This is a genomic window from Pseudomonas sp. AP3_22 TE3818 (genome assembly GCF_053628995.1).
The window spans coordinates 4,424,355-4,436,640 of record NZ_JBRJHL010000001.1 but is presented as its reverse complement, the minus strand read 5'-3'; the positions used below and the strand labels follow the sequence as shown (position 1 = coordinate 4,436,640).

Genomic DNA, 12,286 nt, shown 5'->3' with positions numbered 1-12,286 from the left:
ATTCAACGCATGACGTCGATTGCAAGTCGCGGCCTGACCCTGAGTTACCAGCGCCAGGTCATTATTGATGCGCTGGACATGCAGCTGCCCCAGGGCAAGATTTCGGTACTGATCGGCAGCAACGGCTGCGGCAAAAGCACCTTGCTCAAATCCTTCGCCCGCCTGCTGAAACCGCAGCAGGGCTCGGTGATCCTTAACGGTGTGGATATCCAGCAAAAGTCCACGGCCGCCGTGGCCAGGGAGTTGGCCATTTTGCCTCAGACCCCCAGTGCGCCGGAGGGCATCACCGTGCGGCAGTTGGTGGCGCTGGGGCGTTATCCGTATCAGAGCTGGATGCAGCAGTGGTCGGCTGAAGACGAGGCCATGGTCAACCGCGCGCTGACGCAAACCAGTCTGCAGGCCCTGGCGGACCGACCGGTGGACGCGTTGTCCGGCGGGCAGCGCCAGCGCGCGTGGATCGCCATGACCCTGGCCCAGGACACCGGCATCGTGTTGCTCGACGAACCCACCACGTTTCTCGACCTGGCGCACCAGATCGAAGTGCTGGACCTGCTGCGCGACCTCAACCGGCTCGAAAACAAGACCATCGTCATGGTGCTGCACGACCTCAACCTGGCCTGTCGTTACGCCGACCACATGGTTGCGGTGCACAACCGGACGGCCATTGCCCAGGGGCGGCCCGACGAAGTGTTGACCGAATCCTTGGTCAAAACCGTATTCGACCTCAATTGCCGGATCATTGCCGATCCGTTCTTCGGCACGCCGCTGTGCATTCCGTTTGGCCGGGAATTGCCGCAATGAGTCTGGCACGTCATTTCACCGCCTCGCAGTGGACGGTGTTGTCCGGCGGCTTGCGGCTCAAGGACGGCGACGAGCGCGACCCGTTGCGTTCGCTGATGGCCCGGGACTTGTTGCAGGAGGACGTGTGCGAGCAACTGCTGGACACCCTGGGCCCGGTGATCGGCTCGCCGACCCGGGCGATCACCGCCTCGCTGCTGGGCAAGCGCTTGTCGTTTCTGGCGACCGGCGCCTGTTTGTATGCGATGTCGGTGTATGACAAGGGGCTGTTGTTGACGCTCGACAACACGCTGATCGAATACGGCCACGACGATGGGCAGTGGACGTCGTCGATGCCCCTGCATCACGGTCTGCCGCTGACCTTTGGAGCCAATGAGCGCGAGGCCTGGCGGGAGGCTCTGGTGCGGGGACTGTTCGCGGGTCTGCTGCAACCGTTATGGCACACCTTCAACCGTGTCACTGGTGTCTCCCGGCGCATCCTCTGGGAAAACACGGCCGTGCGCGTGTACTCGCTGTATGAAAAACGCATGGCGAAAATCGAAGACCCGTCAGTGCGCGAGCGCTGTGAAGCGGATTTCAATTGGCTGCTGACACAAGCTGAGCCTGCGTTGTTCGGTCTCGATTACAACCCGCTGAGCCATTTCCGCCGACCGCCGACGCTGGTGGACGACGGGCAGCGCAGCATTCGCTTTCGCCGAACCTGTTGCTTTTACTACCTGGCCACCGACCCCGCTGAATACTGTTCGACCTGCCCGTTGCTCCGCCCGGGGAAATGCCGATGAAATGTGCATTTAGGGAGGGCGGGGCAGGCGCCGGAGCGATGGCACAGGCGCCTGCCCTTCACAGAAAGTGCATGGCTCAGCCCTGCAGATACACCGCGTGGGTATGGGTGTATTCGTACAGCCCATGCTTGCCATCCGCGCCGCCGATGCCGGACTTGCGCACACCGGCATGGAAGCCTTGCATGGCTTCGAAGTTCTCGCGGTTGACGTAGGTTTCGCCAAAATCCAGCTCGCGCATCGCCTGCAGGGTTTTGCTCAGGTCACGGGTGTAGATCGATGAAGTCAGGCCATAGGCGCAGTCGTTGGCCAGGGCGATGGCTTCGTCCAGGTCGTCGATTATCTGGATCGGCAGCACTGGCCCGAAAATCTCTTCGCGCATGATCTCCATGTCCGCGCGACAACCGGCTAAAACAGTGGGCTGGAAATGGAAGCCGTTCGGCAGGTCGGCGATCTGCCCGCCGCTGATCAGGCTTGCGCCCTGGCTCAACGCGGTGCGGACTTTACGGTTGACGCTGTCCAGCCCCTGGCGGTTGATCAGCGGGCCCATCTCCACGTCGGGCTGGGCAATCGGATCGCCATAGCGCGTTGCACTCATGGCCGCCGCGATGCGTTCGATGAACTGATCCGCCACCTTGCGCTCGACATAGACCCGCTCGGCGCAATTGCACACCTGGCCGCTGTTGATGATCCGCGAATCGCGGATCGCCCTGACCGCCAGGTCGAGGTCTGCATCCGCCAGCACAATGGCCGGCGCCTTGCCGCCCAGTTCCAGGTTGAGCTTGGTGATGTTCGGCGCGGCGGCGGCCATGATCCGCGAGCCGGTGTCGACGCTGCCGGTGAAGCTGATCATGTCCACGCCCTTGTGCGCGCTCAGTGCCGCGCCGACTCGGCCGTCACCGCAGACTACGTTGAACACGCCGGGCGGCAGGTCGGTTTCGGCGACCAGCCGGGCAAATTCGAAGCAGTTGTTCGGGGTTTCTTCGCTGGGCTTGATGACGATGGTGTTGCCGGTCAGCAGGGCCGGGGCCATCTTGCGGGCGATCAGGAAGAAGGGGAAATTCCATGGCAGGATCCCGGCCACCACGCCCAGTGGTTTGCGCAACAGGAAGATGTTTTCGTTCTGGCGATCACTGGTGATGATTTCACCTTCGATGCGCCGGGCCCACTCGGCCATGTAATCGAGGTAGTCGGCGGTGAAATTGACTTCGACTTCCGCCAGCCCGCTGATCTTGCCTTGCTCCAGGGTGATGGTGCGCGCCAGGTGCGAGACGTTTTCCCGCAGTTTCGCGGCGATCCGGCGCAAGTAGCCGGCGCGGTCATTCGCCGGTTTGCGCGCCCAGTCTTTCTGCGCGGCACGGGCGGCGGCGAGGGCGCGGTCGACGTCCTCGGCGGTCGAGGCCGGGACTTTCGACAGCACGGCGCCAGTGGCCGGGTTGATCACATCGAGGTGGGCAGCGCTGGCCACGAACTGGCCGTCGATGAAGTTCTCGTAAACAGGCACGGATGACATGGTGCGACTCCTTGGCAGATCAGTAAGTGCGTGACGGCGCTTGAGTGGTGGCAGGTTCGCGATAGCGGGCGAGGGTGGCCATGGCGCCTTGGCGTAGCAGGCTGATGTCGATGGCCACCGCAATGAACTGGCAGCCCCAGCGCTGGTAGCGGCGGGCGTCTTCTTCGTTGGGGGCGAGAATCCCGCAGGCCTTGCCGGCCGCCAGTGTGGCGTTCACGGCGTGTTGAATCCGTTCCTGGACTTCCGGGTGACCGGGGTTGCCGGCGTGACCCAGGCCGATCGACAAATCCGCCGGCCCGATAAACACCGCATCCACGCCCTCGACGGCGGCAATCGCGGCGACGTTTTCAACGCCGGTGCGCGATTCCACCTGCACGATCAGGCACAGTTGTTCGTGGGCGGTATTCAGGTAATCCGGCACACCGTCCCAGCGCGTGGCCCGGGTCAGGCCGCCGCCGACCCCGCGGATGCCGTGGGGCGGGTAGCGCATGGCGCGCACCAGTGCCTGTGCCTGCTCAGCGGTTTCGACCATCGGGATCATCAGCGTCTGCGCGCCGATATCCAGCAGTTGCTTGATCAGGTTGGCATCGCCGTTCACCGCGCGCACCACTGGCGCGGTCGAGTAGGGCGCCACGGCCTGCAACTGGGCGAGTACGCCGGGCAGCGTGTTGGGCGCGTGCTCGCCATCGATCAGCATCCAGTCGTAACCGGTGGTGGCGACGATCTCGGCGGCGTAGCCGGTGGCGAACCCGGCCCAGATGCCGTACCGGGTTTCGCCGTTGTTCAGTACGGCCTTGAACGCGTTGTGCGGCATGTTCATCACGAACTCCTTTCTCAGCGGTTATACGGCCGATGCAGTTGGCATTCCGGGTTGAGGGTCACACCGAAACCTGGCTGGTCGAGTGCAGACAGGCGCATGCGGCCATTGACTGGCACCGGTTCGCCGAGCAATTGCGGGTGGAACATAGGCACCACTTCGTCAGCCTTCGGCGCCATCATCAGGAACTCGGCGAACGGGCTGTTATGCCGGGTGGCGACGAAGTGGTAGCTGTACACCGAAGAGCCGTGGGGGATGACTAGCGCGTTGTGGGCGTCGGCCAGGGCCGAGATCTTCACCAGTTCGGTGATCCCGCCGCACCAGCCGACATCCGGCTGAATGATGTCGCAGCAACCCATCTCCAGCAGCATGCGGAAGCCCCAGCGCGTGGCTTCGTGTTCACCGGTGGTGACCAGCATGCCCTTGGGTACGTTGTTGCGCAGGGCGGCGTAGCCCCAGTAATCGTCCGGCGGCAGGGCTTCTTCGATCCATTTCAGGCCGTATTCGTGGGCGCCAACCGCCAGTCTGGTGGCGTAGTTGAGGTCCAGGCTCATCCAGCAATCGAGCATCAGCCAGAAGTCCGGACCGACACGCTCGCGCATGGTCGCCAGTTCTTCGAGGTTCTTGCGCAGGCCTTCTTCGCCTTCGGCCGGGCCGTGGTGCAGCGGCATCTTGCCGCCGATGAAACCCATTTTCTGCGCCAGGTCCGGGCGGGCGCCGGTGGCGTAGAACTGCAATTCGTCGCGCACCGCACCGCCGAGCAACTGGTGCACGGGCTCCTGGCGGATCTTGCCGAGCAAGTCCCACAGCGCCAGGTCGACGCCGGAGATCGTGTTGATGACGATGCCCTTGCGCCCGTAATACAGGGTCGACTGGTACATCTGGTCCCAGATTTTTTCGATGTCGGTGACCCGGGCGCCTTCGAGGAAGCGCGCCAGGTGCTTCTCGACAATGTAGGCGGCAGGTTCGCCACCAGTGGTCACGGCAAAACCGACGGTGCCGTCGCTGGCTTCGATCTCCACCACCAGGGTGCCGAGTACGTTGATGCCGAAGGTACGGCGGCTCTGGCGGTACTCGGGGTATTTGCTCATCGGCGTGGCAATGTGATCGTCGATCCAGTGGCCGTCGGCCTGGTCGTGATAATCCGCGCCGCCACCTCGCAGCGTGAAAGCGCGGACGTGTTTGATGGTTGGAATGCCCATGGTGTGATTCCTTTTGTTAAACGGCGGTCAGGTTTAAACGGTGGCCGGTTTGTTCGAGGCTTCATGGCCGGGAGCGCGTACGCCCAGTACCAGCAACGCGGCGATGACGGTGGTAACGGCCAGCACGTACAAGCCTGCTGCCGGTGAATGGAAAGCGCCTTCGGCCCAGTTCTTCAGGATTGGGGCGATGAAGCCGCCGAGGGCGCCGAACGAGTTGATCAGGGCGATCCCGGCCGCGGCGGCGCTGCCGGCGAGGTAGCTGGAGGGGAAGGTCCAGAACACCGGTTGCACGGCGATGAAGCCGGAGGCGGCAAAACACAGGGCGATGATCCCCAGCAGCGGGTTGCTGAAGGTCACCGAGCAGGCGATCCCGGCGGCGGCCATCAGCAAGGTCAGGCATGCGGTGCGGCGACGTTCACCGGTGCGGTCGCTGTAGCCGGGGATCAGGTAGGCGGCGATCAATGCGCAAATCCATGGGATCGCCGTGACCAGGCCGACCATCAGCCCGACTTTGGTCCCCAGCAGTCCGCCGACCTGGCTTGGCAGGTAAAACACCACGCCGTAGACGCTGGCCTGGATCAACAGGTAGATCAGGCACAGGTACAGCACCGAGGGTTGGCAAATGACGTTGAGCAGGCTGCGGCCGTGGTTCTGTTTATGGCTGTCTTCCTGATCGAGCAGGTTTTGTACTTGCTGGCGTTCCTCGACGGTCAGCCACTTGGCGTCGGCCGGCCGGTTGTCCAGGTACCAGTAGGCCCAGATGCCCACCGCCGTCGCCATCAGGCCTTCAACGGCAAACAGCCACTGCCAGCCGTGGAAGCCGGCGAAGCCGTCCAGTTCCAGCAGCAGGCCGGACAACGGGCTGCCGAAGATGAACGCCAGCGGCGCACCGAAATAGAAGAAACCCATGGCCTTGCCGCGCACGGCGCTGGGAAACCAGTAGGTGAGGTAGAGGATCACGCCGGGGAAGAAGCCGGCTTCGGCCACGCCCAGCAGGAAGCGCAGGATGTAGAAGCTGGTTTCTGTGTGGGCGAAGACCATGGCGGCGGAGACCAGGCCCCAGGTGACCATGATCCGGCACATCCACAGGCGGGCGCCGACGCGGTGCAGGATCAGGTTGCTCGGCACTTCAAGCAACGCGTAGCCCACGAAGAACACGCCGGCGCCGAAGGCGAAGGCGGCATCGCTGATATGGGTGTCGGCTTGAAAGGCTTGCTTGGCGAACCCGACGTTGGCGCGGTCGAGGAAGGCCATGATGTACATCAGCAGGAGAAACGGGAGTAGCCGCCAGGAAATTTTGGCGAGCAGAGGCGCGGGTAGAGTCTTCATCGCAGTTTTCCTTTGGTAGGGCATTTGTTCTTATGGGGAAGACTGTACGGCCGCTGATCGATGCGTTACAAATCGAATCTAGCTCACAACTGATACCTTGAGGGTATCGATAAAAAAGGCCCGCCATGACCACGCCGATCATCTCCCGCAGCCTGCTCAATCGCCTGCGCTATAAGCATCTGCACATGCTGGTGACGCTCAGCAGCAGCCAGAACCTGCACCGCGCTTCGCAAAGCCTGAACATGTCGCAACCGGCGGCAACCCGCATGCTCCATGAGATTGAAGACATGTTCGGCTGCGATCTGTTCGAGCGCCTGCCGCGGGGGATGCGCCCGACAGCGCTGGGCCAGGAACTGATCCGCTTTGCCGAGTCGGCCATCAGTGGTCTGGACCGTTGTGCCGAGGACCTGATGGCGCGGCAGCAGGGCGGCTACGGCTATCTGTCGATCGGTACCATCATGGGCGCTGCGCCGGGTCTGGTCATGGATTCGATTGCCGAGATCAAGGCGCTCAATCCGCAGCTGCGGATTCGCATCATGGGCGACACCAGCGACCAGGTGATCCAGTTGCTGGAACAGGGCCGCATTGACCTTGCCATCGCCCGGCGCAATGCCGCCACCGACAGTGAGCATTACGTCTTCGAGCAATTGGGTAACGAACGCTTGCTGGTGGTGGTGCACGCCGGCCACCCGCTGGCCCGGCGCAAAAAACTGGACATGGCGGAGCTTGTCAGCGGTTGGCCGTGGATCCTGCAACCGGAAACCAGTCCGGCGCGCATCGGTCTGGATCAGGCGTTGCAGCGCCTGGCGCTGCCGTTGCCGGCGGACATCATCGAATGCAGTTCGGTGTACTCCATGCAGCAACTGATTCAGCTGACCGACGCGATCATGGTTCTGTCGGAAACCGCATTGCGCGACTATCTTAAAATGGGCCTGGTGGTGGCGTTGCCGGTGGAGCTGGATGTGCAGATGGCGCCATTCGGGTTGTTGTTGCGCAAGGGTGAGCACATCAGCCGGGAGTTGGGGTTGTTCATCGAACTGCTGCGTCGAAAAGTCGCGGTTTTTTGATTTCTTGGTCAGTTTTTAGTTTTCCGCGAAGGCATAAGCCTATAAACTTAACCTTTCGGTCAGCTTTGCACTGTCAACAACAGCCCTTTGCATCGTCGAAAAGGGCTTCTGCAAGACTCGAGATTTCCAGTACATAACCAGAAGGGCGGACCCCATAACCGCCCAGAGGATGATCCATGTCCAACCGTGATATATCCCGGCGCTCGTTCCTCCAGGGCGGGCTGGTAGCGGGTGTGAGCGTGACGCTCACACCGTTGAGCAGCCAGGCGCTGGCCGCCTTGATGGAAAACAGCGTGACCGTGCCGTCCGAGCAGTGGCTCGGCAACAATGGCAAGGCGCGCGCCCGTAACGATGCCTTGTCCAAGGTCTGCGGCAGCAAGGTCTTTGCCCGCGACATCCGCGCCAAGGACATGCCGGGCTGGCCGCAGCAGCAAGGCCACGCCATGCTGCTGAAAACCATCAAGGCCGACCACATCTTCGCCGGCATCGACCTGTCGTGGCTGGGCGCCGAGTTACAGCCGGACCGCATCGTCACCGCCGAGGACCTGGTCAAGGACGGCATCGTGTTCCCAGAGGAACACGCGCCGGATCCATTGTTGCCGGCCGGCAAGGTGCCGATGTTCATCGGGCACCCGGTGGCGATCCTGATCTGGAACGACTTCGAGCGCTTCCGTCAGGCCAAGAACCAACTCAAATTCAATGACAAGGCCATCCGCTACGGCGATAAAGTGCCGTTCTACGAAGGCGATCCATACGGCAGCTTCCGCTACGTGCGCGTCGGCGGTGCGACCTCGGCCGACGAAGACGAGTTCGCCAGCCTCAAGGATTCGATCCTGTTCCCGATGCTGAAAAACCGTCGTCCGGTGTGGAACTCCCAGCCGAACCTGCACGGCAACCTGACCGAGCGCGGGTTGTTCTACGCCGACCGCATGAAGCAGCAGATCGACACACCGCCGGACAACTGGCTGGTGTTCGACGAACGCTACAAGACCCCGTCGATCGAGCCGGCCGCCCTGGAGCCGGACAACGGCAACGGCTGGTACGACCCGGCCACCAAGACCCTGCATTTCGTCGTCGCCACCCAGTGCCCGCTGGAAGCCGCGACCGAGACCGCGAAGATGATCGCGCCGTCGCGTTTCGGCCTGGCCAACCTGAACATGCACCCGGGTTACACCGTCGGTTACGGCTCCAAAGACCACAACATTTTCGTCTACTACGCAGCGCTGGCTGCGTTGTACGGCGCCGGTGTGCCGGTGCGCCTGGCCAACGACCGCTACGAGCAGTTCCAGAGCGGCATCAAGCGTCACCCGTTCGACATTCGCTACCAGTTGGCGGTGGACAAGAACGACCACAGCTTCAAGATTTTCCGCGCTGAAATGAGCGTCGACGGTGGCGGGCGAATCAACTACAGCCCGTCGGTGGCGGCAGTGGGCGCCACGGCCGCGCAATCGATCTATTACATGCCGCAGAACGACCTGCAGGTCACGGCTTACCATTCCCGCGCGGTAGAAGCCGGGTCGATGCGTGGCTACGGCACCCTGCAGAGCATGGCGTCGACCGAAATGATGGTCGACGAAATCGCCGATCGCCTGGGTGTCGATGCCATTGAACTGCGTCGCAAAAATGCGTTGCGCTCGGGCATGAAAAACACCCAGGGCGCGATCCCGGCCGGTGCCTTGCGCCTGCACGAGATTCTCGACAAGGCGGCGGTCCACGAGGTCTGGAAAAACCGCGACGCGATCAAGAAACAACGCGAAGCCGCCGATCCGGACAACTGGTACGGCGTGGGTTTCGCCATCTGCCAGAAAGACTTTGGCACCGGTTCCGAAGCGCCGATGGCCAGCATTGAATTCACCGCCGAAGGTCGCATCAGCCTGCGCCACATCGGTATCGAGATTGGCACCGGCATGTCGACCTCGCAGGCCATGGTCGTGGCCGATTTCCTCGGTATCCCGGCGCACGAAGTGAAGACCGGTGAAACCGAATGGAAAGAGTTGCAGCTGATCAGCAGCGGCAACCCGTACATCATGAGCCAGGCCGAACAGGATAATGTCCTGCGCAACCCGCGTTGGGTCGGCAAGGTGGCTTCGGCATCGTCGGCCACCAACTCGGCGTACTACTTCAGCCACGCCACCCGTGAAGCGGCGCGCGTGTTGTTCAACCACGGCCTGTGGCCGGCGGCGCTGGAGATCTGGCGCCAAGGCCCTTACGGCGGTCAGGCCAACCCCTACGTGGTGCGCCGCGAAGACGCCCATTGGGTCGACGGCAAGCTCACCGCCAACGGCATGGAACCCCTGCCGTTCGCCATGTTGGCCAAGCGTGTTCACGAGCGCGGCCTGGTGAGCGGCGCCACCGTGCACGGTTTCAACCGCTGGAGTTGGGCCGAGGCCGAGTTCAGCATCGACGGCGTGCGTGAGCGCTTGCCGCTCGATGGCCTGGCCGTGAAGTACGGCGACGGTGCACCGAAAGCCAAGCAGGCGCAGATGAACAGCGCCGGTTTCCATTTGCTGGACCGGCAGAACATCGCCTACCCGGCAACCCAGTTGAACAACGCGGCGGTGACGTACTACAGCCCGGTGGCGACGCTGGTGGAAGTGAAGGTCAACAAGGGTTCGAACGAAGTGTCGGTACTCAACCATCACTCGTGGGTCGAGTGCGGTCGTGTGTTGGTGCCGGAACTGGTCAAGGGCCAGCTCGAAGGCGGCATCGCCATGGGCATCGGCCATGCGCTGATGGAAGAAATGCCGCTGTACGAAGGCGGGCCGGGGGAGGGTGACTGGAACTTCAACCGTTACCGCCTGCCAATGGCGCGCCATGTTGCGGTCTGGAAGCAGACGGCGGAGATCCTGCCGCCACTCTCGCCAAGCGACCCGTCCAAGGGCATCGCCGAAGTGGTGATGATTCCGGTGGTCGGTGCCATCGGCAATGCCGTGGCCCATGCCATCGGTAAACGTGTCCGCGACCTGCCTATCACTTCTGCACGCATCAAGGAGGCCCTCAATGGCTAACCGTCCGCTTCAACTGACCCTCAACGGTCAATCCGTCGGCCCGGTGGACATCCCTGATGACCTGCCGATGATCGACTACCTGCACGAATACAAGAACCTCACCGGTTCGCGCCTGGGCTGCGGCCAGGGCATCTGCCACGCCTGCGTGGTGATCGTCGACAACCCCGACGGCACCAGCGAAGAAGTGCGCACCTGCATCACCGGCGCGCACTATTTCGAAGGCAAGAAAGTACGGACCATCGAAGGCCATGCGACCCGCGACGAGCAGGGCAAGGTCACCGAGCTGAACCCGATCCAGCAGCGCTTCGTCGACGAATTCGCTTTCCAGTGCAGCTACTGCGCGCCGGGCTTCGTGAATGCCGCGACGGTGCTGGTGGAAAAGCTGCAGCGTCAGCCGATCGTCAAAAGCCAGCTGGAAAAAGTCATCGAGGACAGCCTCGGTCATCACATCTGCCGTTGCACCGGGTACGTGCGCTACTACAGCGCCACCCGCAACGTGCTGACCGATCTCGGCCTGGTCAAGGAGGGTTAAGCATGAAGTCACTATTGTCCCGCCTGACGCTGGCGGTCGGCCTGGCTGCGCCCGTGTTGCTGGCCCACGCCGATGAGGTGCAGGTCAAGCAAGGCCAATACCTTGCCCGCGCCGCTGATTGCATGGCCTGCCACACCGCGCCGGGTGGCGCGCCCTATGCGGGCGGCCTGCCGATCGTGTCGCCGTTCGGCACGATCTACGGCACCAACATCACCCCGAGCAAAGAGCACGGCATCGGCCTGTACAGCGATGACGAGTTCTTCGCCGCGCTGACCGAAGGCAAGCGCCGCGATGGCGCGAACCTGTATCCGGCGATGCCGTACACCTCGTATCACCTGATGCCGCGCGCCGATTCCGACGCGATTCATGCCTACCTGAAAACCGTCGAGCCGATCGAGCGCGCCGCGCCGGTCACCAGCCTGAGCTTTCCGTTCAACGTGCGTCTGGGCCTGATGGGCTGGAACATGATGTACGGCAAGGATGTGAAGCTGGAGCCGGCTGAAGGCAAGAGCGAAGCCTGGAAGCGCGGCCAGTACATGGTCGACGTGCTCGGTCACTGCGGCGAGTGCCACACCCCGCGCGGCTTGCCTGGCGCGATGCAGCAGGACAAGCGCATGACCGGCGGCATTCTCAATGGTTATCTGGCGCCAAGCCTGCTGGCCACTGACCTGGCGGCCCGAGGCTGGAATCATCAGGACCTGAGCTCGTTCCTCAAGCACGGCATGAGCGCCCAGGGCACGATGTTCAACGAGATGTTCCCGGTGTTCCACAACAGCACCCAGGGCCTCAGCGATCCGGATCTGGCGGCCATGGCGACCTTCCTGCTCGGCGATCAGCCACCGGCGGCGAAAGTGCTCACCGAAGTGCCGTTGGACAAACTGAGCCCGAGTGCCCAGCGTGGCCGTCAGGAATATTTGAACGTCTGCGCCGGTTGCCATGCGCCGGGCGGCGAGGGCAAGCCGCACATCGCCGTCGCCATGCGCGGTAACACCACGTTGCGCCTGGAAGACCCGCGCAACCTGCTGCGGGTGATCGACGACGGTATCGGTGAGCAGAAGTTCTCCGGGTTCGAGCACATGCAGCCGATGCCGGGCTTCGCCGAGAAGTTGAGCGACAGGCAACTCACGGATCTGCTGAACTACCTGCGTCAGGGCTGGGGTGGTCAGCCCAATGACCTGGCGGTGAACGACGTGCAGACGTTGCGGGCTGATGCGCCGCCGCTCGAGCACAAGGCCCACTGA

10 protein-coding genes are annotated in these 12,286 nt (G+C 62.9%); 6 read left to right on the top strand and 4 right to left on the bottom strand.

The window, feature by feature from the left end:
- Window positions 1–9 precede the first annotated feature (9 nt).
- Both AB7M25_RS20160 and AB7M25_RS20155 read left to right on the top strand, forming a co-directional pair.
- Window positions 10–801, top strand: a complete 792-nt coding sequence (locus tag AB7M25_RS20160) for an ABC transporter ATP-binding protein (RefSeq protein ID WP_429381676.1) — start codon at window positions 10–12, stop codon at window positions 799–801.
- A complete protein-coding gene (locus AB7M25_RS20155) occupies window positions 798–1,580 on the top strand; it encodes an IucA/IucC family C-terminal-domain containing protein (protein ID WP_454237924.1) in 783 nt (260 codons plus the stop codon). The genes AB7M25_RS20160 and AB7M25_RS20155 overlap by 4 nt, the downstream gene beginning before the upstream one ends.
- 76 nt (window positions 1,581–1,656) lie before the next feature.
- On the opposite strand, the gene aldA is transcribed toward AB7M25_RS20155, so the two are convergent.
- Genes aldA through AB7M25_RS20135 form a run of 4 tightly spaced genes read right to left on the bottom strand, consistent with a single transcriptional unit; the run spans window position 1,657 to window position 6,438 of the window.
- Window positions 1,657–3,090, bottom strand: coding sequence for an aldehyde dehydrogenase (aldA, locus tag AB7M25_RS20150; protein WP_429381680.1), 1,434 nt, complete (start codon window positions 3,088–3,090; stop codon window positions 1,657–1,659).
- 19 nt (window positions 3,091–3,109) lie between these two features.
- Entirely contained in the window at window positions 3,110–3,910 is an 801-nt protein-coding gene (locus AB7M25_RS20145; RefSeq protein ID WP_454237923.1) for an aldolase/citrate lyase family protein, read from the bottom strand.
- 14 nt (window positions 3,911–3,924) lie between these two features.
- Window positions 3,925–5,109, bottom strand: a complete 1,185-nt coding sequence (rhmD, locus tag AB7M25_RS20140) for an L-rhamnonate dehydratase (protein WP_429381684.1) — start codon at window positions 5,107–5,109, stop codon at window positions 3,925–3,927.
- A 33-nt stretch (window positions 5,110–5,142) separates the two neighbouring features.
- Entirely contained in the window at window positions 5,143–6,438 is a 1,296-nt protein-coding gene (locus tag AB7M25_RS20135; protein ID WP_429381686.1) for an MFS transporter, read from the bottom strand.
- A gap of 125 nt (window positions 6,439–6,563) precedes the next feature.
- Here AB7M25_RS20135 and AB7M25_RS20130 point away from each other — a divergent pair, with 125 nt between their 5' ends.
- The 4 genes from AB7M25_RS20130 (at window position 6,564) to AB7M25_RS20115 (ending at window position 12,286) form a co-directional block, all read left to right on the top strand.
- Complete coding sequence (locus AB7M25_RS20130) at window positions 6,564–7,505, top strand: LysR family transcriptional regulator (RefSeq protein ID WP_015095870.1); 942 nt, start codon at window positions 6,564–6,566, stop codon at window positions 7,503–7,505.
- 176 nt (window positions 7,506–7,681) lie between these two features.
- Window positions 7,682–10,513 carry a xanthine dehydrogenase family protein molybdopterin-binding subunit gene (locus tag AB7M25_RS20125; protein ID WP_429381690.1) on the top strand — a complete coding sequence of 944 codons (2,832 nt, stop codon included), beginning with the start codon at window positions 7,682–7,684 and terminating at the stop codon, window positions 10,511–10,513.
- On the top strand, window positions 10,506–11,045 hold the full coding sequence (locus tag AB7M25_RS20120) for a (2Fe-2S)-binding protein (protein ID WP_007982256.1): 540 nt from the start codon (window positions 10,506–10,508) through the stop codon (window positions 11,043–11,045). Before AB7M25_RS20125 ends, AB7M25_RS20120 begins: the two co-directional genes overlap by 8 nt.
- A 2-nt stretch (window positions 11,046–11,047) precedes the next feature.
- Window positions 11,048–12,286 carry a c-type cytochrome gene (locus tag AB7M25_RS20115; protein ID WP_429381692.1) on the top strand — a complete coding sequence of 413 codons (1,239 nt, stop codon included), beginning with the start codon at window positions 11,048–11,050 and terminating at the stop codon, window positions 12,284–12,286.

What these genes read in the sequence shown, in the direction of transcription:
- AB7M25_RS20160 (WP_429381676.1), top strand. Translation starts at nt 10, where the DNA reads ATGACGTCGATTGCAAGTCGCGGCCTGACCCTGAGTTACCAGCGCCAG.
- AB7M25_RS20155 (WP_454237924.1), top strand. Translation starts at nt 798, where the DNA reads ATGAGTCTGGCACGTCATTTCACCGCCTCGCAGTGGACGGTGTTGTCC.
- aldA (WP_429381680.1), bottom strand. Translation starts at nt 3,090, where the DNA reads ATGTCATCCGTGCCTGTTTACGAGAACTTCATCGACGGCCAGTTCGTG.
- AB7M25_RS20145 (WP_454237923.1), bottom strand. Translation starts at nt 3,910, where the DNA reads ATGAACATGCCGCACAACGCGTTCAAGGCCGTACTGAACAACGGCGAA.
- rhmD (WP_429381684.1), bottom strand. Translation starts at nt 5,109, where the DNA reads ATGGGCATTCCAACCATCAAACACGTCCGCGCTTTCACGCTGCGAGGT.
- AB7M25_RS20135 (WP_429381686.1), bottom strand. Translation starts at nt 6,438, where the DNA reads ATGAAGACTCTACCCGCGCCTCTGCTCGCCAAAATTTCCTGGCGGCTA.
- AB7M25_RS20130 (WP_015095870.1), top strand. Translation starts at nt 6,564, where the DNA reads ATGACCACGCCGATCATCTCCCGCAGCCTGCTCAATCGCCTGCGCTAT.
- AB7M25_RS20125 (WP_429381690.1), top strand. Translation starts at nt 7,682, where the DNA reads ATGTCCAACCGTGATATATCCCGGCGCTCGTTCCTCCAGGGCGGGCTG.
- AB7M25_RS20120 (WP_007982256.1), top strand. Translation starts at nt 10,506, where the DNA reads ATGGCTAACCGTCCGCTTCAACTGACCCTCAACGGTCAATCCGTCGGC.
- AB7M25_RS20115 (WP_429381692.1), top strand. Translation starts at nt 11,048, where the DNA reads ATGAAGTCACTATTGTCCCGCCTGACGCTGGCGGTCGGCCTGGCTGCG.